Below are 23,403 nucleotides of genomic sequence, written 5' to 3'. Positions count from 1 at the left end.
TATCTCAATCGTGAAACACCTCTTCCTTTTCCTCCTCCTCCTTTCCTTCCCGCTCCTCACCCGCGCCCAGGTCACGACCAGCGTATTTGAGGGCACTGTTACCACCGCCAAAGGCGAGGGTATTCCCGGGGCCACGGTGGTCCTCACGCACGAGCCCACGGGCACCCGCAGCGGCACGCAGTCGGAGCCAGACGGCAAGTTTTTGCTAAATAACTTGAAGCCCGGCGGGCCTTATACCGTGCAGGTAACCTACGTGGGCTACACCGGCCAAAGCCGCGAGGGCCTGAACCTGCCCCTGGGCAAGGTGACGCGCCAAACGTTTGCGCTGGTGGAAGCGGCTACGGTGCTGGGCGAAGTAGCCGTGACCGGCCACCGGGGCGACTCCTTCGCGGCCGACAAAAACGGCCAGAGCTACCACCTCAGCCGCGAGGCCATTCAGGGCGTGCCCACGGTGAACCGCAGCCTGAGCGACCTGACCAAGCTGATGCCGCAGGGCAACAAGAACTCGTTTGGCGGCACCAACTACCGCTTCAATAACCTGAGCATCGACGGTATGGCCACCAACGACGTGCTGGGCTTTCAGGAGCCGGCCAGTGGGGCGGGCGGCACGGTGGCCTCAGGCACGCCGGGGGCGCTGGCGGGTACCCAGCCCATTTCCATCGATGCCATTGATGAGATGCAAGTGGTGATTTCGCCCTTCAACGTGACGCTGGGCAACTTCACGGGCGCCAACATCAACGCCGTGACCAAGAGCGGCACCAACCGCCTGACCGGCACGGTGTACAGCTTCGCCCGCAACCAGCTCATTACCGGCCGCAGCGTGGATGCCGAGCACAAGCCGATTGAGAATTACTACGACATTCAGTCGGGCGCGAGCCTGGGCGGGGCCATCATCAAAAACCGCCTGTTTTACTTCGCCAACTACGAAAACCAGCGCCGCGAAGAGCCCGTGCTCTTTGCCCCCGGCGAGGCTGGGGCCATTGTGCCCATTGAGGTGGCCCGGCAAATCAGCGACAAGCTGAAAAGCCAGTACGGCTACGACCCCGGCACCTACGGCGCGGCTAACGTGCAGCGCAACAGCGACAAGTTCCTGCTGCGCCTCGACTACAACATCTCCGACAAGCATCGCCTCAGCCTGCGCGACAACTTCGTGGTGGGCCACGCCGACAACCTCGAACGCTCAGCCAACATCCTCAATTTCGGCAACCAGGGTTTCCGGCACAACAGCCGCACCAACAGCCTGGTGGCCGAGCTGAAAAGCACCTTCAACAACCACGTCTCGAACCAGCTGATTGCGGGCCTGAACACGGTGACGGAGAGCCGCACCTACGACGGCCGCATCTTCCCGCACCTCGAAATCAACTACAACACCTCGACCTCGATTTTTGCCGGCACCTACCGCGAGGCGGCCGTGTACGGCTCGGGCCTGAGCACCACCCAAATCACCGATAACCTCACCATTTTCCGCAACCGCCACACCATCACGCTGGGCACCAGCAACGAGCTGAACAGCATTCAGTACCGCTTCCTGACGGCCTTCAACGGCCGCTGGCAGTACTCGTCGGTCGATGCCTTTTTGCAAGACAAGCCCAACCGGGTGCGCGGCGTGTACAACATCCAGAACAACGACCCGGACTACAACCGCAGCATCCCGTCAGCCGATTTCCGCGCCTTTCTGCTCAGCGCCTACGCCCAGGATGACTACCAGGCAACCAACCGCCTGAGCGTGCAGCTAGGCCTGCGCATCGACATGCAGCTGCACCCCGACAAGGTGCCCACCAACCCCGAAGTGGCCCGCAACGCGGCCTTCAACCAATACCAGAACAAGTTTGGCGGCGTGCCGCAATTCAACCCGCGCGCCGCGTTCAACTACACCCTGAACGAGGCCAACACCGTGCAGCTGCGCGGCGGCACGGGCCTGTTCACGGGCCGCATCCCGTTTGTGTGGTACGCCTACGCGCACTACGTGTCGGGCGACCCCTACCACAACATCGACTACAAGCCGGCCAGCGGCGCGGTACTGCCCATTGCTGAGAACCTGGCCAACCTGCAATCGCTGCAGCCCGGCCTGGCCGAAGTGAACCTGATTGACAACAACTTCAAGCTGCCGCGCGACTGGAAATCGTCGCTGGCCGTGGATGTGAAGCTGCCCTGGGAGATGAGCTTCACGGCCGAGGGGCTGCTGTCGAAAGTGGTGTCGGGCGTGCTGTTTCAGTCCATCAATTTCAAGGATAACAAGGCCACTTTCGCGGGGGCTGATAACCGGCCGTACTTCGCCACCACGGGCAACGCGGCCAAGATTGACCCGAATTTCACCAACGTGTTTGTGATGACCAACACGAGCAAAGGCTACAACTACAACGCCACCTTCACGCTGGCCAAACGCATTCCCAACCGCCTCGATGCCTCGCTGGGCTACAGCTACGGCGTGAGCCGCGACGTGGTGAACGGCGTGCGCGTGTCGCCGGCCGCCAACTACGAGTGGAACCAGTCGCTGGTGGCCAACGACCCCGCCCTGGCCTACTCCAACTTCGATTTGCGCCACAAGTTCATCGGCAACCTGGCCTACACCGTGCCGGTGAAGGACAAGTTCAGCCTGAGCGCCAACCTGATTTACATTGCCCGCTCGGGCAGCCCCTTCTCCTTCGTGTATGAGGGCGACGTGAACCGCGACGGCTCGGCCAAAAACGACCTCGTATTTGTGCCCGCTGACGCTTCGCAAATTCAGCTGGCCGACATCACCAACGCCCAGGGCACGGTGCTGGTATCGGCCGCGCAGCAGTACGCGCAGCTCGACCAATACATCGCCAACGACGCCTACCTGGCCACCCGCCGCGGCACCTACGCCGAGCGCAACGCCGCCCGCACCCCCTGGACCCAGCAGCTCGACCTGCGCCTCATCGCCAAAGTACCCCTCACCAAAACCGGCTCGCAGCGCCTCGAAGTCTCCTTCGATTTCATCAACCTCGGCAATCTGCTCAACCGCGAGTGGGGCCTGCAATACTTCGTGCCCAACCTCAACAACTCCGGCTACGCCCTGATGGATTTCGTGCGCATCGACCCGGTGAAAAACCAGGCGGTGTTCCAGTTCCGCAACCCCACCAGCACGCCCTGGCAAACGGACCCCATCAACTCGCGCTGGCAGGGGCAGGTGGGGGTTCGGTATGTGTTTAACTAGGCGGCGCGAGTGGCTCACCTCACCCCCTGACCGTCCTACTCCCCCACCCCCGCCTGCCGCCGCTGCTTCTTCAGCTCCTGGCGCACCTCTTTCACGCGCTCATCAAACCCGTCGGGGTCGTAGCTCACGCCGTCCACGTCGAGCTGTTCGAGCAGGTCCATCAGGTCGTTGGCGTGGTCAGCACGGGTGCCGGCGGGCATGTTCACGAAGGTCATCTCCGACCACAGCAGGGCCAGCAGACGAGTGCCGTCCTCGTTGCGCATCTGCATTTCGAGCACCAGGTTGGAGTTGTCGAAATGGATGAGCTGGCTCAGAATGCGCACCGTGGTGCCCTGGTTGGCCGGCTTGAGATAGCTGATATGGTGCTTGGTGATGACCCAGGCAGCATTCTGCTCGCGGGCCAGCTCGCCCATGTTCAGGGAATAATGCGCGGTGGTGTGGTCTTCGCGGGCGTTGAGGAAGTAGTCGAAGTAGCGGGAGTTATTGAGGTGGCCCAGCATGTCGCAGTCCTGGAAGTAGATGCGGTGAGTGGTTTCGGGCGTCTGGACGAGCTTGGACATGAGCAGCGGGGTATTTGGGCCGACAAAGGTCGGTATTCAGAACGTCATGCCGAGCGGAGCCGAGGCATGACGTTCTACCATCCTACCCCAATAATTACTCGGCACGCCTAACATATCACGAAAAACCCTTACCTTTTACCACCTCAAATTCCCACCATATGTTCTCGCTCACCCCCGCTCGCTCCGCCGTCCTTCTGGCCCTGGCCGACACCTTTATTCCGCCGCTGCCCGATGGCAGTCCCTCCGGCTCGGCCGGCGTGAGCCTGGAGAAGCTGGAGGCCGCCATTCGGGAGCAGCCGGAAGGGGCGCAGGCCGAATTTGGCCAGCTGCTCGATTTGCTGGAAAAGCCGGTGCTCGGCCTCACTTGGTTCGGGCCGCTGAAACCGTTTCGCAAGCTCGATACCGGGCAGCGCGAGCACCTGCTGCAAAGCTGGGCGGGCAGCAAGCTACCGCAGCTACGCAAGGGCTTCAACGCCTTGCGCAAGCTGTGCGTGCTGCTATACTACGGCGGCAGCATGGCCGAAGTACCGGCCGCCTGGGGCTTCGTGGGATACCCCGGCCCCGATGAGCAGCCCGTGGACTCGCCCAAGCCCATCCACACCCTGCACCCCACCGAAGACACTGTTTACGAGTGCGATGTGCTGGTAATTGGCAGCGGCGCGGGCGGCGGCGTGGTGGCCGGCGAGCTGGCCGAGGCCGGCTTCGATGTGCTGGTCATCGAAAAAGGCCCTTACTGCCACGGCTGCGACTTCACCCAGCGCGAAGCCGACATGCTGGGCACGCTCTACGACGCCAAAGGCACCCTCAGCACCCAGGACGGCAGCATCGGCATTCTGGCCGGCTCCTGCCTGGGGGGCGGCACCACCGTGAACTGGGCTGGGGCCTTCCGCACCCCCGATTACGTGCTGCAGGAGTGGGCCCGCGAACACGACGCGCCCCACTTCACCACCCTCGAATTCAAGGAAAGCATCAACGCCGTGGCCCGCACCATTGGCGTGAATACCAACTACGCCCGCCACAACGGCCAGAACCAGGCCCTGTGGGACGGCTCGACCAAGCTGGGCCAGGAAGTGAAGCTGATTCCGCGCAACGAAAAGGGCCTCACCGATTCCGACGCGCACTTCCGCAGCTTGGGCTACACCTCGCTGGGCGATGCCCACGGCATCAAGCAGGGCACGCTGAACACCTATTTGCTCACCGCTTTCGAGCACGGAGCTCGTATTCTGGCCGACACCAAAGTAGACCGCGTGACCATCAGCCAGGGCTGCGCTACCGGCGCGGTGGCCGTGCACACTACCGCCGACGGCCGTCAAATACACATCAATGTGAAAGCCAGGCGCGTGGTAGTGGCCGGCGGGGCCATCCAGACGCCCGCGCTGCTACTGCGCTCCGGCCTGAAGCACCCGCACCTGGGCCGCCACCTGCACCTGCACCCCACCGTAGTGGTAGGGGCCCGCTACCCCCACCCCATGAACTCCTGGCACGGCCCCAGCATGAGCGTGGTGAACGACACCTACACCATGCTGCACGGCACCAACTTCGGCGCCAAGCTCGAAACGCCCCCCACCCACCCCGGCCTGCTGAGCATGGTGCTACCCTGGCTTTCGGGCCGCCAACACCACGAGCTGCTGCGCGATGCCGACCAGCTCGGCTCGTTCATCGTGCTCACCCGCGACCGCGACGGCGGCCGGGTAAGCATCGACAAAAACGGCGCGGCGCTGATTGACTACACGCTGTCGGATTTTGACCGGGCCAATATGCTGGAAGGCGTGCGCGCCGCCGCCCAAATCCACGTCGCGGCCGGGGCCGAAAAAGTATATCTGCCCCACGGCACCCTGCCCACGCTGCTCACCAAAGACAGCGTGCTCCAAAACCCCGAAGTGCTCGACGAGCTCCCGCACCTGAGCTGGAAATCCAACCAGTTCGGCCTCTACAGCGCCCACCAGATGAGCACCTGCCGCATGGGCGGCGACGCCGCCACCCACCCCCTCAAGCTCAACGGCGAAACCGTGGAGGTGCAGGGCCTGTTCGTGGCCGACGGCTCGGCCTTCCCGGCGTGCAGCGGCGTGAATCCCATGCTCACCATCATGGCGCTGGCCCACTTCACGGCCCAGGGCCTGAAAGCCAGCCGGCCGGTGGAGGCACAGGCGGCGGCCATGGCCTGATGCACCCCGCCGGGCTTTACCTTTGGAGCCGATTTTAGGCACTTCATGGGTAAGCTTGACGATACCAAACGGCGGATTGCGACCGGCCTGTTTTTCGGGATTCTGCTGCTGCTAGGGCCGCTGCTGGTACGCGACTACGGCATGGGCTGGGACGAGCGCGCCGACCGTATGGTGGGCTACATGAGCCTACGCTACGTGGCCCAACTGGTAGCCCCACAGGTGCTGGCCGCCGGCCACTTCGCAGGCATCCACGAGCTGGCTACCCACGGCGATGCCGACCACGGCCCGGTGTTCCAGATGCTGCTGGCGGGGCTCGAAATCGCCTTTTTCCGCCACGACCCACGCGGGGCCGGCTGGATGCGGCACCTGCTCACCTTCGGCGTATTCGTGGCCGGGGTATGGGCCGTGTACCGGCTGGGGCTGGCTGGCGGGCGGGCTGCTGGCGGGCGGGCTGCTGGCGGGCGGGCTGCTGGCGGGCGGGCTGCTGGCGGGCGGGCTGCTGGCGGGCGGGCTGCTGGCGGTGGGCATGGCGCACACGATTTTTCGGCAGATGCACGACCATCCGTACCAATACGGCTACTTCAGCTTTATGCCCGGGCCGGTGGCCGGCAGCCTGTTCGAGCGCGACTACTGGGGCGCGGCGGGCCGCGACGGGCTGGCCTGGGTACTGGCCCACGACCCCGGTGCCACCGTAGCCGTCAGCGATACACTGCCCCAGAAAATTATCCTGTACAATAATTCGCTGCTGCTCCCGGCTGCCCAGCGCGCCCGGTTGCGCTTCGTGCCCCACGCGCAGGCCCGGTACTTTCTGGGCATCTACCGCTGGCATCCCTGGCCGTATGAGCCGCAGTTTGGCACGCCGGTGCACGATATCCGGGTTGATGGCATGACGATTCTGACGGTGTTCCAACGCTGAGTTTTTTGGGGCTGAATGGACCTTACGGCCCTTTCTTCCGTACTGGTTGGAATATTGCTATTCCCGCTTCTTATGCGTCCAGTTCGTTTTGCCGTGGTGCTGTCGTTGAGTTTGACCGCCGCCAGCTGCTCCATCTTCCATCACCGCGACAAGCCCGCGCCCGTCGTCGAAACCGTGCGGACCGCCGACTCGCCCACGCCCCCCACCGCCGCCCGCGACCTCGCCGACGTGATGGCCACCGACCTCCAGCTCACCCCCGAGCAAACCGGCCGGGTCCGCAGCATCCTCAGCAACACCGTGACGCAGGCCAACGCCGCCAAGGAAAAATTCCCACCCAAATCCCCGCAATTGCTGGCCGAGCAGAAGCGAATCAATGCCACTTCCCAGCGCGAGCTGCAGCAGACCCTGGGCCCTACCAAGTTCAAACAGTTCATCGCCAACCAGCGCAAAATGGCCGCTGAGATGCAACAGCGCCAGAAGTAGCAAGCAGCGAGGCCACGTCAGTATCGTCGTACATATCGGCCAGCGGCAGGCGTCGCGGCTCTTCCATTGGGCCTCCCGTCAGTGCCGGCGCTGATACTGTTCCACCGTTTCCCATAGCCCGGCGTAGCGACCTACGCGGCGCATTTGCGCACCCGGCTCGGGCGTGAGCTTAAAAGAAGTCAGGGCACCGTGCTGGCGCTGGTAGTGCACGGTGGCGGGCTCCAGCGCCAGCAGGCGCAGGGTATCCTTACCAAAGGTTTGCCACCTGACGCACCAGCCATCAATCTCCAACCGTTCGACTCGCCATTTATTGCCGGAGTCGGTGGGTTGGTTCAGGTAATAGCGGCCCTGAAAGCGGCGCAGCTTGCCCGCGTCCGGGCCGGTAAGCGTGAAAATGGTATCGGTCCAGAGCCAGCTGTCGCGCACCGAATCCCGGCCCATCAGGCGCAGGGAGTGCAGATGTCCGTCCTGCTCATAAGTAGAATCGGCCCGAAGGCGGTGCTTTGCCAATTCCAGTTCATGCCGACTGAGCAGTTGGGTTTGCAGCTCCTGCCGCCACACGGCCGTGCGGCCAATGCACAGCGACTTGCTCGAATCCTGAGCCGTGTACACGGCCCGGTCCCGAGCCGGAAAAACTGCCATATCGGCTGCCTGGGCCGGAAATGGCTGCGCAAAACGCACCTCCAGCCCCTCATCACAAGCCGTCAGAAGCAGGCCGGCCCCAACCAGCCAGCTACCATATAAAAATCGGGAAACCATCATGCCCATTCATCCCTGACCACCGAAAAAGCAACCTGCTGCTTCTGAACCGTTTCCCCGCTCTTTCGGAGTTGCACTCCGAAAGCCCCCGGCCGCGGAGTTGCACTCCGCCCCCGCACGGCAGCAGTTACCCAACGTTGGGGGCTACAAGCCCCCCGGCAGAGTAGGCTTTCGGAGTACAACCCCGAAAGAGCAAAGCAGGCACTTTTTTTACAAGTATTTCACCAGCAGCGCCACCAGCTTCTTCACACGGCTCGTGTAAGGCGGGTACATGGCCTTGATGCCGGTGAAGCCCACGCGCTGCCGCATCACCCCCTTCTCGTTGCTGAACGCCAGGAAGCCGGCGTAGCCGTGCGCCTTGCCGAGGCCGGAGTTGCCCACGCCGCCGGTGGGCAGCTCGGGGTGAGCGAAGTGCAGCACGGTTTCGTTCACACCCGCGCCACCGGCCGAAATGTTGTCGAGCAGGTAGCGGCGGTTTTCGGCGCTGGTAGTGAACACGTACTGCGCCAACGGCTTAAGGCGGGCATTAACGTAAGCGGCCGTTTCGCTCAGGTTTTTGAAAGTGAGCACGGGCAGCAGCGGGCCAAAAATCTCCTCTTCCAGCACGCGGGCCGTGGCCGGCACGTTGGTCAGAATGGTGGGCTCGATGTAGTTCTGGCCCTGGTCCAGGGTGCCACCCGTGACCACGGTAGCGCCCTGGACCAGGGCATCTTCGAGCAGGCCGGCGAGGCGGGCGAAGTGCTGCCCGTTCACGATGCGGGCCAGCGAATCGGACTGCTCGATGCCGGCCCCGGCCGGGTTGTAGGCCCGCTGAATGGCGGCCGTGAGCTCCGTGAGCAGCGCGGGCTGCACGCTTTCCTGCACTAGCAGGTAGTCGGGGGCCACGCAGGTCTGGCCGTTGTTGAGGAACTTGCCCCACACGATTTTCTCGGCCGCGTCGCGCAGGTCGGCGGTGGCGTCCACCACGGCGGGGTTTTTGCCGCCCAGCTCCAGCGTCAGGCCCGAAAGGTGCTCGGCCGCGGCGCGCATCACAATCTTGCCCACCGCCGGGCTGCCGGTGAAGAAGATATGGTCCCAGGGCAGCTTCAGCAGCTCGGTGGCGGTTTCCTTGCCGCCTTCCAGCAACAGCACTTCATCGGGCCGGAACAGGTCTTTGCACAGCTGGCGCAGCAGCGCGGAGGTAGCGGGCGTCTGCTCGGCGGGCTTGATGACCACGGCGTTGCCGGCCGCGATGGCCGATATCAGCGGCCCCACGGCCAAGTAAAACGGGTAGTTCCAGGGTGCGATGATGAGCACCACGCCCTTGGGCTCCACCTGCACCCAGGAGCGGGTGCCCAGCAGGGCCATGCTCGCGCCCACTTTGCGCGGGGCCATCCACTTTTTGAGGTGGCTGCTGGTGTGCTTGAGCTCGACCAGCGAGGTCCAGATTTCCGTTAAGTCAGTTTCGGCCGTGGGCTTGCGAAAATCGGTGAGAAGCGCCTGCTGAATGTCGGTGCGGTGCGCGTGCAGCCAGCTGCTGAGCTTTTGCAGGCGGGCGCGGCGGGCCGCCACGTCCTCGGCGCGCAGGGCGGGCGTGCGCAGGCGCAGGGCATCAAACTGCGCCTGAAACTCGTTGGCCGGCTTTGCGGCAGCGCCGGGCACTTCGGCAGCATTATTCACTAAAACAGCAGGTTGCATGATAATCGCCATTAGTTGCACCAGCCTTCGTGGCCAGTCCCGCAGAAAGATACGCGGCTTGCACAACATTTCGGGTAGCCATGCGTCTGTGCAGTCGGTTTTGGGCTGCCGGTATATCCAACGTTAAGTAGGTATTACCTTTGCGGCTTACTATTTGGGCTCCGGTCCGCGTTTTTTCATTCTATACCACCCGCCTCGCCGGCGCTAAATCCGGCCCGGCCCGCTGATATTACTGGTACTTTTTTTCGTGATTTCTCTTTATCCCCGCCGCACTTCGCGGCTGTTTTTTGCGCTGCTCGTTCCCCTGCTGGCCCATTCGGCCGGCCCTGCGCAGGCCCGGGAGCTGGCAGCGCCAGCTGCGGATTCGGCCATTGCCACTGCCCTGCCAGCCGACACGCTGGCCGCCGAAGCCCAGAAGCCGAAGCCGACCCGCCTGACGCCCCTGCCGATGGACTCGCTGCCGCACATCCACCCGCGCGACGCCAAGGGCCGCATCACCGACTACACCGTGGCCCCGGGCGTGACCTGGCACTACGACAAGCCCAAACCCTTCGAGTGGGCCTACCACATTCCGCGCGATTTGGGGCAGTTTCCCGGCTTCGCGTTCCGCAAGGAGAACAAGGAAACACTTATTGAGCTGGCGGCCGGCTCGGTGGCGCTGTGGGTGGCCGACCAGTACCTCGTCGACTGGAGCCAGGATGTGGGCAAGCGCATTGGCCTGAAAGCGGCCAGCACCCAGAAAACGTTGATTTATATTCCCTTCAGCGTGGGCTCGGCCAATTTACCCTTCGAGTTCAACGTGCCCGACAACCTCAACAGCACGTTTTACTTCCTCGGCGATGGCTGGACGCACCTCACCGTGGCCAGCAGCTTCTGGATTTACGGCGGCATTAAAAAGGACAACCGGGCCCTACGTACCTCCAGCCAGCTGGGCGAGGCCATTTTCAGCACCGGCCTGGTGGTGCAAACCATGAAGCGCCTCACCGGCCGTCAAAGCCCCTACGTGGCCACTAAGGAACGGGGCGAGTGGCACCTGTTTCCGTCGTACAACACCTACCAGAACTTCGTCCCGAACTACGACGCCTTCCCCACCGGCCACCTGGCCACGGCCATGGCCACGGTCACGGTTATCGCCGAAAACTACCCCGAATACCACTTCATCCGGCCCGTGGGCTACGGCCTGATGGGCCTGCTGGGCTACTCCATGCTCAACAACGGCGTGCACTGGGCCTCCGACTACCCGGTGGGCATCGCACTGGGCTACGCATTTGCCAAAATTGCGGTGCGCAACGGCCGCACCCGCGTCGAGCAGCCCGAGGCCACCGACCCAACCGTACACGGCACTGGCTTCCGGCTGCTGTCGCACCCCAAGCCGTGGTATCGCCGGGGCTTGTTTTCGCCCTACGCCTACGGGCCGTTCACGGGGGCCAGCTGGTCGCTGCGCCTCTGAGCCCCGCAATCCCAATCGACGGCTTTTATCGTTGATTATTGACCCGGCGCTGGCCTGCGTTCTTTTTAATCCGCTATTCTATGCCTGATTTTCTTTCCAGTTTTCCCAACCCGGACCTGACTACCTGCCAGGCCGAGCTTACCCGGCAGCTGGCCCTGCTGGGCCGCCACTGGCCCACCTTTGCCGAGGCTGAGCTGGTGGAGCTACCCGGCCCCGGCCGCTGGAGCCGCAAGGAAATCCTGGGTCACCTCATCGACTCAGCCACGCATAACTACCAGCGCTTTGTGACGGCGCAGCTCGCCCCGCCCCCGCTCCGCCTCGAACCCTACGACCAGGAAGCCTGGGTGCGCATCGGGGCCTACCAGCACCGCCCGGCCATCGAGCTGCTCGCGCTCTGGACCAGCCTCAACCATCAGATTCTGCACCTGCTGGCCCGCCTGCCCGAGGCCCTGCTCGACCACGAGTGCCTCTCGCTCAACGCCAACCCCGTCACCCTGCACTGGCTCATTGCCGACTACGTGCTGCACCTGGAGCACCATATCCGGCAGATTATCAATCATTGAGTAGCCCACAAAAAAATCCCACTCCTGATTTGGAGCGGATTTTTTTTGTGGGCCTGTCATTCCGACGCGGGAGGAATCTGGTTTACACAGTTGGACGAATTTACCAGATTCCTCCCGCATCGGAATGACAATTCCGGCCTACTTGAACAAGCCTTTTTTCACGGTGCGGTTACCGTTTTCGTCGATTTTAATCTTCGTGCCGTCGGCGCGCTTGATTTTCACCGAGCCATCGTCACTGCGCTTGATTTTAGCGCCGTTTTCGTACTTCACTTTGTGGTCGCCGTCGTTCTGGTTTTCCAGCTTCTTCACGCCCGAGCCCTGGCCCACGCTGCTGCCGGTGCGGCCGGCAGTGGTTGTGGTGGTGATTACCGTGCCGGGGGTCAGCGAGTAGGGGCCGTCGCCGTAGTTGGCGCGGTTCGAGGAGTAGGTGTTATAGTAGTCCGGGCTGTTCAGGTCGGTGCGGATGGTGTTATCCGCCTCGTCGTTTACCTGGCGGATGGCGGCGTAGCGGCCGGTGGTATCCGTAGCGTACTGGGTCTGCAGGGCGTTCAGCTTGCGGCCCCGGGTGTAGTAGGTTTTCTCGATGCGCGTGACCACCACAGTGTCGGTCAGCTTGAGGTCTTCGGCCACGCGGGCGGCCATGCGGCGGGCGTCGTCGTAAGCGGCCATCGTGTCGACGGTGGTGGTGGTGGTGGTGGTGGTGGTTACCGTAGCGTCCGGCGTGGTCGTGGTGGTGGTTTCGACTTTTTTGTCCTGCGTGCAGGAAGCGGTAGCCAGTGCGGCGGCGGCCATCAGACCGAGCAATTTGAAGTTCATGGAATGCACAGATTCAAGAATTAAAAACGGCCATAGAGCCATTTTTAGGGGCTGATACGGTGGCGCTTGCCCACGGGTTATGCGGCCGCGAAACAGGAGTTGAGAGTTATGAGACAAAATCTAGAATATTTCAACTCACAACTTTCAACCCATAACTCTCTTAACTCCTCTAGGCGTTCACCACCGAGCCGCCGTTGGGATGCCGCGTCTGGCTCGAGAAGTACGAAGCGTCTTCCGCAGCCAGGAAGACGTAGGACGGGGCCACTTCTGAGGGCTGGCCGGCGCGGCCCATGGGCACGTCGTGCCCGAACAGCGGCAGCTTCAGCAGGCCAATGCCCGTGATAAAGGGCGTCCAGATAGGGCCCGGAGCTACCGAATTCACCCGAATGCCTTTCTTGATGAGCTGCAGCGACAGCGACAGCGTAAACGCCGTGATGCCCCCTTGGTGGAGGTGTAGTCCAGCAGCATCTCGTTGCCTTTGAAGCCGTTCACCGAAGCCGTATTGATGATGAAATCGCCTTCCTTAAGGTGCTTCACGGCGGCCCGCGAGATGCGGAACATGGCAATAATATTCAGGTTGAAGATGCTATCCAGCTCCTCAATCCTTGATTTCTTCGAGCGAATCATGCCAGTTCTGCTCGGCCGCGTTATTCACCAGAATGTTTAGTCCGCCGAGCTCGGCCACGGTGCGGTCCACAATTTCCTAGCAGAAGGCGGGGTGCTTCAGGTCGCCGGGTAGCAGCAGGCAGCAGCGGCCGTGGACCTGCACTATTTCCCGCACCTTCTCGGCGTCCTGCTGCTCGGCGGGGAAGTAGCAAATGGCCACGTCGGCCCCTTCTACCGCGAAATGCACGGCCATGACCCGGCCAATGCCCTAGTCGCCGCCCGTGATGAGGGCCACCTTGCCCTTCAGCTTTTCGCTCCCCTTGTAGCCTTCGCGAATGTATTCGGGCTCGGGGGTCATCTTGTATTCGAGGCCGGGCTTGCCGGCACCCGCGGCCTGGCTTTGGGGCGGGAAAATGGGGGGCTTGTCAGACATGTATAGGATATTGAGAGAAAATGGATGGTTTCGTTAACGGCCGGCCCTGGCCGGGGTTAAGGCGCGGCCCGTTTCTGCACGGCGTACCTTTGTCGGGGCGCTCGTGCGCCGCGTTTATTCTTTTTGATTTTTTGCCCATGCCTCCTGCCTCGCTCACCCGCCTCAATAAATTCATCAGCGAAAGCGGAATGTGCTCGCGCCGCGAGGCCGACCGCTACATCGCGCAAGGCGCGGTACTGCTCAACGGCAAGCCCGCCCAGATTGGCGACCAGGTAGGCCCGCGCGACCGGGTGAGCGTGAACGGCCATAAGCTGGAGCCCAAGCAGGCCGAAGACGCCGTGTACCTGGCCTTCAACAAGCCGGTGGGCGTGACGAGCACCTCGGAGCCGGGCGTGCGCGGCAACATCGTGGACTACGTAAACCACGCCGCCCGCGTGTTCCCCATCGGCCGGCTCGACAAGGATTCGTCGGGCCTGATTTTCCTGACCAGCGACGGCGACATCGTGAACAAGATTCTGCGGGCCGGCAATCAGCACGAAAAGGAATATGTGGTAACCGTGGACCGCATTCTCACCGACCGCATGCTGGACGAAATGGCCCACGGCATCCCCATGCTGGGCGTGGTCACGAAGCGCTGTGTTATCGTGAAGGAAACGCCCTACATCTTCCGCATCACGCTGGTGCAAGGGCTCAACCGCCAGATTCGGCGCATGGTGGAGCATTTCGGCTACGAAGTGATGAAGCTGGAGCGCGTCCGCATCATGAACGTGAGCCTGAAAGGCCTGCCCGTGGGCGACTGGCGCGAGCTGACCCCGGAAGAAGTGGCCGGCATTATGAAAATGGTGTCCAAATCGAGCGGCACCGAGGAAGCTTCCGGTGGCCGCAGCCCCAAAAAGACCAAAGCCACGCCGCAGGACACGCTCACGAGCGACGGCCGGCCCACCCCGCGCCCCCGCAAGCCCGGCCCGCCCACCATGTACAACCCCTCGGGCACCGGCTGGTGGGGCCCGCGCCCCGAAAAGCCCGGCGCATCCGGCACCAAGCCCGGCCTGGGCGGCACCAAGCGCCCACCCAAAGCCGGCCCCGGCGGCGGCGGCGGTTCGCGCCCCAAAAGCGGCGGCGCAGGCGGCCCCGCCCGGCCCAAAACCGGCACCCTGGGCACCCGCCCAGCCGCCAGCGGCAAGGGCAAATCCGGGGCCGGCCGCAAGGGCCCGGCCCGCCCCCGCTAGGCCGGCGGAATTATCACTGTCCGGTTTGCCGTTTTCCTTCGCATGAAGCACTTTTACCTGCTGCTTTGCCTCTGGCTGCCCAATGTGGCCGCATGGGCCGCGCCCGCGCCCCTGCTCCCGCCACTCGTCATCGCCGAGCAGTTTGTGGCGCCCGCCGGGTGGGCCACCATGAAAAGCTACCTCTGCTGCGAAGTGGCCAACCAGGCCAAACGCCAGACCCTGGGCCAGCAGATTCCGCCCCGCGTGCAGCGCGCCTGCCAGCTGGTGCGCCAGGACTCGGCCACCGCCGTAGTGGCCGTGGAACTGCGCGACTCCCTGAGCCGCCGCGACTTCTACCTGCACTTCCACCGCGAAGCCGACGGCTGGAAGCTGTCGGCCATCCGCAACCTGGCCATGACGCACCTGGGGCCGCCCATGGTGGCGCTGCTGGCCGCCATGCCCCCGGCCGAAGTGGCCGACTACAACCGCAAGCACCCCGATGCCAGCCACGCCTTTACCATCGGCAATCTGCGCCTCTGGACCAGCGCCGACGCCGACATTGCCGCCCACTTCTACCAGCACCGGGCGGCTTTTCAGGAAGTGTTGAGCCGGGTGGAGAAGGGCCGGTTTTTCGACCCCGCCATTGCGGCCGACGAAGCCACCGACGAGCAGGCCGCCAACGCCGACCCCGCCGTGCACGCCCTGCTGCGGCAGCTGTACCTGGGCCGCGTCACGCGGCGCGCCACTAGTTGCGGCAGTTGCCTGGCGTTTGTCATCGGCGGCAAAATCGACAGCACGGTGGGCCTGCTCTACCAGTCCGAGCCGGCCCTGCTGCCCGCCATGCAGCCCGATGGCCTCATCGTGCTCCGGCCGCTGGGCGACGGCTGGTACCTCTACAAAACGACTTAATTACCCATGATGAAACCCGACGCTACCCCTCCCCTGGCCGAAAAAGACCAGCTGCACCCGCGCAACCCGCACCGCGCCCCTTACGATTTCCCGCTGCTGAGCAAGACCAGCCCGGAGCTGGCAGCCTTCGCACGCCCCAATCCCCACGGCAGCCTGTCGATTGATTTCGCCAACCCCACCGCCGTAAAAGCCCTTAACCGAGCCCTGCTCAAGCATTTCTACGGCATCGAGCACTGGGATATTCCCAAAGGCTACCTGTGCCCACCCATTCCCGGCCGCGCCGACTATGTGCACTACCTGGCCGACTTGCTGGCCGAAAGCAACGGCGGCGTGCTCCCGCCCGGCGAAGAAATAACAGTACTGGACGTGGGCGTGGGCGCCAACTGCATTTACCCCATCATCGGCCGGCGCGAATACGGCTGGCACTTCGTGGGTTCCGACATCGACGGCGTGGCCGTACGCGCCGCCCAGCAGATTGAAGCCGCCAACCCCAGCCTGGCCGGGTCCATCGAAGCACGCCTGCAACCGTCCCGCACCCGCATTTTCGACGGCCTCATCCAGGCCGGCGAAGTATTCGACCTCACGATGTGCAACCCGCCGTTCCACGCCTCGGCAGCGGCGGCGGCGGCAGGCTCGCAGCGCAAAACGACTGGCCTGGGCACCGGGCGCGGCCCCCGGCCGGTCCTGAACTTCGGCGGTCAGAACAACGAATTGTGGTGCGAGGGCGGCGAGGCCGGCTTCATCCGGCGTATGGTGCAGGAAAGCGGCCGGCGGCCCCGCGCCAGCTATTGGTTCACGTCGCTCGTTTCCAAAAAAGAAACCCTGCCCGGCCTGTACCGTGCCCTGCAAACGGCCGGCGCCACCACCGTTCGGACCATCGAAATGGCCCAAGGCCAGAAAAAAAGCCGCCTCGTAGCCTGGACATTTCTCTCGCTCGCGCAGCAGGAAGCCTGGCGAAAAACCCGGTGGGCGGCGGCGCAATAGTGCTATCTCACTGCGGCCTTTGTATATTGCGTATCTTCGTAACAATACACCCGTCTGCGCACTTCTACTACTCCAATTAGAAGGGCCGGACACAACAGATTTAGCAGCAAAAAACTATGGGTAGGTCTCAAGAGACATTTGGTAAGAAAGACAACGAGAAGAAGCGCGCGAAGAAGAAAACCGAGAAGGAAGAGCGCAAAGCGGAGCGTCAGGCCAACGCCAAAAGCGGTGCGCCGCTAGAGGAGATGTTTGCCTACGTGGACGAAAACGGCAACATTACCGCCACCCCGCCCGACCCCACCAAGAAGCGTATCATCAAGGACGAGGACATTCGCATCAGCATTGCCAAGCAAGAAGACCGCGAGCCGGAGGACACCGTCCGCACCGGTTCGGTTACTTTCTTCAACGATTCGAAGGGCTACGGCTTCATCAAGGATTCGGTGACCCAGGAAAGCATTTTCGTGCACGCCAACGGCCTGGCCGGTGGCCCCATCTCGGAAGGCGACAAAGTAAATTTTGAAGTGGAAATGGGTGCCAAAGGCCCCAACGCTGTGCGCGTGAAAAAGGCCAGCGCTACGCCGCCCCCGGCCGCCCCTGCCCCCGCTCCCGCCGAGTAGTAGCCCACCGACTGACGTTACGTGAAAGCCCCGCTTCCGAAGCTGCAACAGCTTCGGAAGCGGGGCTTTCACGTGGAGCTGGCCCGGCTTAGGCGTTGGCGTCCATCGCGGCCAGGTTGTCCTCAGCGGCGGCGGTGTCGGAGCTTATCTCAGCGCCATTTTTACCGTTGCGCTTTGCCAGCATGCTCAGGCCCACGGCGGCGAGGGCAGCGCCGGCCAATACCTTCTGGGTTGTGGTGAGCTTGCTTTTGCGCAGCTTCTTGAGGGATTTGGCCGCCCCGCCGAGCAGGCTTTGCTTCTTGGCTGATTTATTTTTCGCGGCTTTGTCTTTGGTCTTTTTCATGGTGCGGGTTGATTGAAGATGATAGGATATCGGGCGGGCGCTTGCCACCGGCTATTCTTCGGAAAAATGCTTGGGTGCTTTGCGGTGGCGCTTGGGAGCGGCCGGTGCGTCAGCTTCCCCGGCTTCTGGCTGGGCCTCGGGGGCAGCAGCAGCAGCATCGTCGGTTTTGCGGGCGGCCAGGTAGGCCAGGCCGGCGGCAGCCAGGGCCAGACCGCCCACCAGCTTCTGGCCGGTACTGAGCTTGGAAATTTGCCTGGTCACCTTGCGGAACTTCTTGAGCGACTGGGCCGCGACCTCCAGCATATCATCCGAGGCCTTATCCTTTTTCGAGTGCTTCTTTTTGTCTTTGCCCATGAGAAGTTGTGGTAAAACGGTTTCCAGCAGGAATTGAAAAGGAAAAGCCATAATAATGAACAGCATACGCGGCGCCAGAGAAGTCGGCAGTGCAGCAGCCTTAGGGTATTCGCAAGCGGCCGCCGGAAGGTTGCCGTTTTGTTGCACCGCGTCGTTACAGCAGCAGCACGTCAATCTTGTGCGCGTGCACCTGCTGCAATGATGCCGACCACGCGAAAACCGTAAAAAAACCATCGACCGAGGCCACCAGGGCAATAGCGTTGTGCTGGTCGTGCACAAACTGGGCGGCGGCCAGGTGGCGGGTGCCGCCGTTCTGGGCCGGGTGCAGGTGGCGGGGCTCGCTGCCCACCACCGGCTCGGTGAGCACCATCGCCTCGACGGGCGTGCTGGCATGGGCCCGCGCCACCTTCGCCCCGAAGGCCAGCAGCGTGTACTCGCGGGTAATGACGGTGGCCCCATCCACGGCCGTGAAGCCGCCCACAATGCCGATGTTGCGCCGCAATGCCGCCTGCCACTTACGTTTCGACTGCCCCGGCCGCTGCACCGCCCGGATGCCGGTGTAGGCCGGGGCCACGGAATAGCTCAGGGGCTGCACGATGGAGGCTTGCCACTGGCCGGAGCCGGGCGGCACCACCAGCACCAGGCCGCCCCGGCCGTGGGCCCGCATGGCGGCGGCCAGCTCCAGCAGCACATTGTCGGCTTCGCCGGTATCGGGCGCGGGCAGGCTGCGGCCGGGCAGGAAGGCGCGCAGGGCCGGGCAATCGTCGAGGAAGCCGTGCCCTTCGTCGACGAGTTGGAGGTAGTCGCCGCGCAGCACGGCCACGTTCACAAACTTGCCGAAACCGCCGGCGCGGCGGTGCTTCACCACCAGCAGGCCGGGCTCTACTACTTCGAGCACGAAGCACAGCGGCGGCACCCGCGTGGCCGTGCCCCACACGTAGAGGCCGTCGGCATCGTGCCACACGCCCAGGTGCAGGCCGGGCTGCTCCACGGCGGGCGCCAGCTTGAGTAGGTTGGCGGGCGTGAGGCGGCGGCGCTGGCCAAACACCAGCGGCTGCCGGGCCTGCTCCTGCGGCAGCAGCGCCAGCGAGATGCGCGGCGAGTAGCCCTCCTCCCGGCCCAGGCTGGCCCAGAAGGCCACGTCAATCACGGCCTCTATCCACTGCGTTTCGGGCGGGGCGGCCAGCCGGGCGGCATTTTCAGTGCTGGCCGCCCGGTGCCGCGCAAAGTGGACTTCACAACCATGGGGGCCGCCATGCGCGCCGTGAGGTAGGTGGGTTCCGAAAGCATGAGGCAAAGGTGGGGACGCGCGGCGAGCCCACCAGGCAAACAGCGCATCATCAGCCCCTAAAGCAGCGACCAGGGCTTCGGAGGGAGGGGTGTCGGCTTCGGTAGTAGGGCGCGGGGTCGTACCCGGAGGGCTCGCCCCCGCACCCTGCCGCATTTTCGCGATTCGTGCAGATTACTACTAATATTCGTGCTTTCCTCAAGCATTCAACTTGTATCCATACCTTGCTGCCTAAAGTGGAGCCCAGAACCCACTCTAAAAAACGGGGCGTCACCGAAAAGCCTTATGATTAGGAAATTCTACCCCATTCTACCCAATGGAATACTTTTTACATGTTTTAAGAAACTACGCCGTATTCAATGGCCGCGCCCGCCGAAAAGAGTACTGGATGTTTGTGTTGTTTAACATCCTGTTTTCCATCGCCGCAGGAATAGCCGACTACTCGTTGTTTGGCTCCGGCTCTGGCGCAATTTCTGGCTTATACTCGCTCGCGGTGCTCATTCCCAGCCTGGCCGTAGGCGTTAGAAGACTTCACGACGTGGGAAAAAGCGGCTGGTTTACGCTTATCGTTTTTGTGCCATTAGTAGGGGCTATCTGGCTGCTGGTGCTCTACTGCACCGAAGGCACCGACGGTAGCAATGAATATGGCCTAAACCCCAAAGCAGAATTTGCCTACTAAGCAGTAAAGCTTGTGCGGATTACTTGTCATAAAAAGAAACCGCCGTAGCGACCAAGGTAGCTACGGCGGTTTCTTTTAAAATGAACGCAGGCACTACATGTGAATGGCCCGGTTCTCGGTAGCCGCCAAACAGGCTTCTTTCATGGCCTCGGCGTAGGTGGGGTGCGAGTGGCTCATGCGGGCCACATCCTCGGCGGAGGCGCGGAACTCCATGGCGGTCACGGCTTCGGCGATGAGGTCGGCGATGCGCGGGCCAATCATGTGCACGCCCAGGATTTCGTCGGTGGTTTTGTCGGCCAGCACCTTCACGAAGCCGTCGGTGTCGCCGCTGGCGCGGGCGCGGCCGCTGGCTTTGAAGGGGAAGCTGCCGATTTTGTAGGCCTTGCCCTGCTCCTTAAGCTGCTCTTCGGTGTAGCCCACACCGGCCACTTCGGGCCAGGTGTACACCACGCCGGGGATGAGCAGGTAGTTGATGTGCGGCTTCTGGCCCACGATGGTTTCGGCCACGAACACGCCTTCTTCCTCGGCCTTGTGGGCCAGCATAGCCCCGCGCACCACGTCGCCGATGGCGTAGATGCCGGGCACGTTGGTTTGCAGGTGGGCATCGACCTTGATGCGGCCACGCTCTTCCATCTCGATGCCGGCGGCTTCGAGGTTGAGGCCGGCGGTGTAGGGCGCGCGGCCCACGGCCACCAGGCAGTAGTCGCCCTCAAAGGTCACCTCCTCCCCTTTCGGGTTGAGGGCGGTCACGGTCACGCTGTCGCCCTCGCGGGTGGCACCGGTCACTTTGTGGCTCAGAAAAAACTCGATGCCGATTTTGCCCAGCACGCGCTTCAACTCCTTGCCCAGACCGCGGTCCATGGTTGGGATGAGCGAATCGAGGAACTCCACCACCGATACTTTCGCGCCGAGGCGGGCGTAGATGGAGGCCATTTCGAGGCCAATTACGCCGCCGCCAATTACGACCATGTGCCGAGGCACTTCGCGGATGTTCAGGGCCTCGGTGCTGGTGATAATGCGCTCCTTGTCCTGGGCGATGAACGGCAGCACCGTGGGCTTGGAGCCGGTGGCGATGATGACATTTTTGGTTTCGATGGTCTGAGGCTCGCCGCCCGCGATGGGCGCGATGCTGATGTGGGTTTTATCCACGAACGAGCCGAGACCTTGCAGCACGTCGATTTTGTTCTTCTTCATCAGGTAGCCGATGCCTTCCACGTTGGCCTTCACCACGCCGGCCTTGCGGTCAATCATGCGGTTCATGTCCACCGTCAGGTTGTCGAGGCCGATGCCGTGCTCGGCAAACACCGAATGAGCATTATGGTAGTGCTCGGACGAATCGAGCAGGGCTTTGCTGGGGATGCAGCCCACGTTGAGGCAGGTGCCGCCCAGGGTGGGGTATTTCTCGATGAGGGCCGTTTTGAGGCCCAGCTGGGCGCAGCGGATGGCGGCTACATAGCCGCCCGGACCGGAGCCGATGACGGTGACGTCGTATTGATTCATGAGGGGATATTCTATGATTGTACGCTCGTGCGAAGGTACGGCGCGAAGCATGTACCGTGGACTCTGCAAGTCCGCGCGGGTGAACGTTACCCGAAAAGCACCCGCCACGCGCGGACTCGCAGAGTCCACGGTACTACTCCACCAGCACGCCGATGTAGTAGTTGAACGTGTCCACTTCCAGCGTTTCCCTGGTTGCCCCCGCCAACTCTTTCATCTCCGCAAACTTGGTCGTAGGCGTGATAAACTGATACTCGCCGCCTTTCAGGCACACCCGCACCGGCATATCGAACTTGTCAACGTCGGCCACCCAACGAGCTAGGGTCTTGCCATCTTCGAAGCGGATTTCCAGCACCGGCAGGCTGCGGTGGCGCAGGTATTGGTCGAAGATTTTGGTGAAGTCCCGGCCACTTTCCCGATTGAAGTAGTCGACAATTTGCTGACCGGTCACGGTCTGGTGGTAGAATTTGGCCGAGAGGCCGCGCAGCAGCTGCCGCCACTTCGCATCGTCGTTGAGAACGGTGCGGATAGTGTTCAGCATCATGCTGCCCTTGTCGTACATATCACCGGAGCCTTCCTTGTTCACGCCGAAGGGGCCGATGATGGGGCCATCGTTTGAGATGTTGCGACGCTGGCCGTGGATGTATTCCTGGCCGGCCTGCTTGCCGAACTGGCTTTCCACAAACAGGGCTTCGGAGTAGGTGGTGAAGCTTTCGTGCACCCACATATCGGCAATATCCTGGCTGGTGATGTTGTTGCCGAACCACTCGTGGCCACTTTCGTGGATGATAATGAAGTCCCACTTCAAGCCCCAGCCGGTGTTGCTGCGGTCTTTGCCCAGATAGCCGTTTTGGTACTTGTTGCCGTAGGCCACGGCGCTCTGGTGCTCCATGCCAAGGTGGGGAGCATCGATGAGCTTGTAGCCGTCGCGGTAAAAAGGGTAAGGGCCGAACCAGTGCTCCATGCTTTTGAGCATAGGTTTCACGTTGGCTTCGAACTGGGTTTTGGCTTTAGCCAGGTTTTCGGGCAGCACCCAGTAGTCGAGCGTGAGGGGGCCTTTTTCGCCCTGGTACACGTCGGAAAAGTGCTTGAAGCTGCCCACGTTCAGAGCCACATCGTAGTTGTTGATGGGGTTGGTGACGGCCCAATCGAAGCGGGTGTAGCCATTTTTGAGTTTGGTGGTGCGGCGCAGGCGGCCGTTCGACACATCGCGCAGGCCGGTGGGCACGCTGATGCTGATGAGCATGGAATCAACCTCATCGGCCTGCTGGTCTTTGGTGGGCCACCAGATGCTGGCCCCCGTACCCTGGCAGGCGGTGGCAATCCAAGGCCGGCCAGCGGCATCCTGGGCGAAGACCATCCCGCCATCCCAGGGAGCTTTTTTGGCCACCGTAGGGTTGCCGGAGTAGTACACCGTGAACTCGTCGCGGCTGCCTTTGGCAATGGCCTGGGGAAAGGTGACGAACACGGCATTGGCCTCGCGGGTGAAGGGTAATTCCCGACCCCGGTACAGCACTTTTTCCACCTTCAGGTTGGCAAACAGGTCGAACTGCAGCCGCGTGAAATCCCGCGTGGCGGTGAATCGGAACAGGTTGGAGCCGCTGATAAACCGCTGGGCCGGGTCCAGCTGCACATCGAGGTGGTAGTAATTGAGGTCGTAGCAGGTGCGGAGCGGGGTTTGGCCGCCGCGCAGGGAATCGGCGCGGGTGAAGGCTTCGGGCTGGGCCTGCAGGAGCTGGGCGACGGCGGGTTGCAGGGTCGCTAGCAATAACAGCAGCGGAAGGAGCAGCTTCATTGGGTTCATCATGCAAAACAACAACAGCAATCTGCAAGGCCGGCGTTTCGGGAGCGCAAACTTTGTGGCAGACGGGGCGGTATGGCTTGGGACAGCGGGACGGCGGCGTAATTTTGCGGCACT

At 62.7% G+C, this 23,403-nt stretch carries 25 protein-coding genes; 11 read left to right on the top strand and 14 right to left on the bottom strand.

The window, feature by feature from the left end; translation table 11 throughout:
• The first annotated feature begins 10 nt into the window (after window positions 1-10).
• Complete coding sequence (locus KQ661_RS07315; protein ID WP_216686028.1) at window positions 11-3,178, top strand: TonB-dependent receptor; 3,168 nt, start codon at window positions 11-13, stop codon at window positions 3,176-3,178.
• Window positions 3,179-3,213: 35 nt separating this feature from the next.
• On the opposite strand, the gene KQ661_RS07310 is transcribed toward KQ661_RS07315, so the two are convergent.
• Window positions 3,214-3,738, bottom strand: a complete 525-nt coding sequence (locus tag KQ661_RS07310; protein ID WP_216686027.1) for an acyl-CoA thioesterase — start codon at window positions 3,736-3,738, stop codon at window positions 3,214-3,216.
• Between the two features lie 158 nt (window positions 3,739-3,896).
• Between KQ661_RS07310 and KQ661_RS07305 the strand changes: the two genes are divergently transcribed.
• Window positions 3,897-5,903: an FAD-dependent oxidoreductase gene (locus tag KQ661_RS07305; protein ID WP_216680017.1), complete on the top strand. Its 2,007-nt coding sequence runs from the start codon at window positions 3,897-3,899 to the stop codon at window positions 5,901-5,903.
• Window positions 5,904-6,089: 186 nt separating this feature from the next.
• Here the strand turns inward: KQ661_RS07305 and KQ661_RS07300 are convergent, their stop codons facing one another.
• Window positions 6,090-6,431, bottom strand: a complete 342-nt coding sequence (locus tag KQ661_RS07300) for a hypothetical protein (protein WP_216686026.1) — start codon at window positions 6,429-6,431, stop codon at window positions 6,090-6,092.
• 22 nt (window positions 6,432-6,453) lie between these two features.
• Between KQ661_RS07300 and KQ661_RS07295 the strand changes: the two genes are divergently transcribed.
• Both KQ661_RS07295 and KQ661_RS07290 read left to right on the top strand, forming a co-directional pair.
• Window positions 6,454-6,819, top strand: a complete 366-nt coding sequence (locus KQ661_RS07295; RefSeq protein ID WP_216686025.1) for a hypothetical protein — start codon at window positions 6,454-6,456, stop codon at window positions 6,817-6,819.
• Window positions 6,820-6,891: 72 nt separating this feature from the next.
• The gene (locus KQ661_RS07290; protein ID WP_216680014.1) at window positions 6,892-7,302 is read left to right on the top strand and encodes a hypothetical protein; all 411 of its coding nucleotides are present in this window, start codon (window positions 6,892-6,894) and stop codon (window positions 7,300-7,302) included.
• 78 nt (window positions 7,303-7,380) lie between these two features.
• Here the strand turns inward: KQ661_RS07290 and KQ661_RS07285 are convergent, their stop codons facing one another.
• Together KQ661_RS07285 and KQ661_RS07280 are read right to left on the bottom strand one after the other, a co-directional pair.
• On the bottom strand, window positions 7,381-8,064 hold the full coding sequence (locus tag KQ661_RS07285) for a hypothetical protein (protein ID WP_216686024.1): 684 nt from the start codon (window positions 8,062-8,064) through the stop codon (window positions 7,381-7,383).
• Between the two features lie 207 nt (window positions 8,065-8,271).
• Window positions 8,272-9,738, bottom strand: coding sequence for an aldehyde dehydrogenase family protein (locus tag KQ661_RS07280; protein WP_216680012.1), 1,467 nt, complete (start codon window positions 9,736-9,738; stop codon window positions 8,272-8,274).
• Window positions 9,739-9,985: 247 nt separating this feature from the next.
• Between KQ661_RS07280 and KQ661_RS22520 the strand changes: the two genes are divergently transcribed.
• Window positions 9,986-11,188, top strand: coding sequence for a phosphatase PAP2 family protein (locus tag KQ661_RS22520; protein ID WP_216686023.1), 1,203 nt, complete (start codon window positions 9,986-9,988; stop codon window positions 11,186-11,188).
• 80 nt (window positions 11,189-11,268) lie between these two features.
• A complete protein-coding gene (locus KQ661_RS07270; RefSeq protein ID WP_216680010.1) occupies window positions 11,269-11,751 on the top strand; it encodes a DinB family protein in 483 nt (160 codons plus the stop codon).
• A 138-nt stretch (window positions 11,752-11,889) separates the two neighbouring features.
• Here the strand turns inward: KQ661_RS07270 and KQ661_RS07265 are convergent, their stop codons facing one another.
• The 5 genes from KQ661_RS07265 to KQ661_RS22755 all read right to left on the bottom strand — a co-directional run bounded on the left by KQ661_RS07265 (window position 11,890) and on the right by KQ661_RS22755 (window position 13,606).
• Window positions 11,890-12,567 carry a hypothetical protein gene (locus KQ661_RS07265; protein WP_216686022.1) on the bottom strand — a complete coding sequence of 226 codons (678 nt, stop codon included), beginning with the start codon at window positions 12,565-12,567 and terminating at the stop codon, window positions 11,890-11,892.
• Window positions 12,568-12,736: 169 nt separating this feature from the next.
• Window positions 12,737-12,955 (bottom strand): SDR family oxidoreductase, encoded by a 219-nt coding sequence (locus tag KQ661_RS22770; protein WP_317196149.1) that lies wholly within the window; start codon window positions 12,953-12,955, stop codon window positions 12,737-12,739.
• Window positions 12,946-13,194 (bottom strand): SDR family NAD(P)-dependent oxidoreductase, encoded by a 249-nt coding sequence (locus tag KQ661_RS22765; RefSeq protein ID WP_317196079.1) that lies wholly within the window; start codon window positions 13,192-13,194, stop codon window positions 12,946-12,948. The genes KQ661_RS22770 and KQ661_RS22765 overlap by 10 nt, the downstream gene beginning before the upstream one ends.
• 76 nt (window positions 13,195-13,270) lie before the next feature.
• A complete protein-coding gene (locus tag KQ661_RS22760) occupies window positions 13,271-13,426 on the bottom strand; it encodes a hypothetical protein (protein WP_317196078.1) in 156 nt (51 codons plus the stop codon).
• Window positions 13,427-13,441: 15 nt separating this feature from the next.
• Window positions 13,442-13,606, bottom strand: coding sequence for a hypothetical protein (locus KQ661_RS22755; RefSeq protein ID WP_317196077.1), 165 nt, complete (start codon window positions 13,604-13,606; stop codon window positions 13,442-13,444).
• A gap of 137 nt (window positions 13,607-13,743) precedes the next feature.
• On the opposite strand from KQ661_RS22755, the gene rluF reads away from it, so the two are divergent.
• From rluF to KQ661_RS07240, 4 genes are all read left to right on the top strand, one after another.
• Window positions 13,744-14,835 (top strand): 23S rRNA pseudouridine(2604) synthase RluF, encoded by a 1,092-nt coding sequence (gene rluF, locus KQ661_RS07255; RefSeq protein ID WP_216680008.1) that lies wholly within the window; start codon window positions 13,744-13,746, stop codon window positions 14,833-14,835.
• A 42-nt stretch (window positions 14,836-14,877) separates the two neighbouring features.
• Window positions 14,878-15,723 (top strand): hypothetical protein, encoded by an 846-nt coding sequence (locus KQ661_RS07250; protein WP_216686021.1) that lies wholly within the window; start codon window positions 14,878-14,880, stop codon window positions 15,721-15,723.
• Between the two features lie 6 nt (window positions 15,724-15,729).
• Window positions 15,730-16,707: a 23S rRNA (adenine(1618)-N(6))-methyltransferase RlmF gene (gene rlmF / locus KQ661_RS07245; RefSeq protein WP_226915752.1), complete on the top strand. Its 978-nt coding sequence runs from the start codon at window positions 15,730-15,732 to the stop codon at window positions 16,705-16,707.
• 116 nt (window positions 16,708-16,823) lie between these two features.
• The gene (locus tag KQ661_RS07240) at window positions 16,824-17,324 is read left to right on the top strand and encodes a cold-shock protein (protein ID WP_216680006.1); all 501 of its coding nucleotides are present in this window, start codon (window positions 16,824-16,826) and stop codon (window positions 17,322-17,324) included.
• Between the two features lie 88 nt (window positions 17,325-17,412).
• Here the strand turns inward: KQ661_RS07240 and KQ661_RS07235 are convergent, their stop codons facing one another.
• The 3 genes from KQ661_RS07235 to KQ661_RS07225 all read right to left on the bottom strand — a co-directional run bounded on the left by KQ661_RS07235 (window position 17,413) and on the right by KQ661_RS07225 (window position 19,318).
• Complete coding sequence (locus KQ661_RS07235; RefSeq protein WP_216686020.1) at window positions 17,413-17,667, bottom strand: hypothetical protein; 255 nt, start codon at window positions 17,665-17,667, stop codon at window positions 17,413-17,415.
• A gap of 51 nt (window positions 17,668-17,718) precedes the next feature.
• Window positions 17,719-18,072 carry a hypothetical protein gene (locus tag KQ661_RS07230; RefSeq protein ID WP_216680004.1) on the bottom strand — a complete coding sequence of 118 codons (354 nt, stop codon included), beginning with the start codon at window positions 18,070-18,072 and terminating at the stop codon, window positions 17,719-17,721.
• 103 nt (window positions 18,073-18,175) lie between these two features.
• Complete coding sequence (locus KQ661_RS07225; protein WP_216686019.1) at window positions 18,176-19,318, bottom strand: putative sensor domain DACNV-containing protein; 1,143 nt, start codon at window positions 19,316-19,318, stop codon at window positions 18,176-18,178.
• A 307-nt stretch (window positions 19,319-19,625) separates the two neighbouring features.
• Here KQ661_RS07225 and KQ661_RS07220 point away from each other — a divergent pair, with 307 nt between their 5' ends.
• Complete coding sequence (locus KQ661_RS07220) at window positions 19,626-19,988, top strand: DUF805 domain-containing protein (protein WP_216686018.1); 363 nt, start codon at window positions 19,626-19,628, stop codon at window positions 19,986-19,988.
• Between the two features lie 93 nt (window positions 19,989-20,081).
• Here the strand turns inward: KQ661_RS07220 and lpdA are convergent, their stop codons facing one another.
• Window positions 20,082-21,488: a dihydrolipoyl dehydrogenase gene (lpdA, locus tag KQ661_RS07215; RefSeq protein WP_216680000.1), complete on the bottom strand. Its 1,407-nt coding sequence runs from the start codon at window positions 21,486-21,488 to the stop codon at window positions 20,082-20,084.
• Between the two features lie 133 nt (window positions 21,489-21,621).
• Window positions 21,622-23,280, bottom strand: a complete 1,659-nt coding sequence (locus tag KQ661_RS07210; protein WP_235726938.1) for a M1 family metallopeptidase — start codon at window positions 23,278-23,280, stop codon at window positions 21,622-21,624.
• Window positions 23,281-23,403: the final 123 nt, after the last annotated feature.

Origin of the sequence: Hymenobacter siberiensis (assembly GCF_018967845.1) — a bacterium.
Taxonomy (GTDB): domain Bacteria; phylum Bacteroidota; class Bacteroidia; order Cytophagales; family Hymenobacteraceae; genus Hymenobacter; species Hymenobacter siberiensis.
This window is presented reverse-complemented; position numbering and strand designations above follow the sequence as displayed.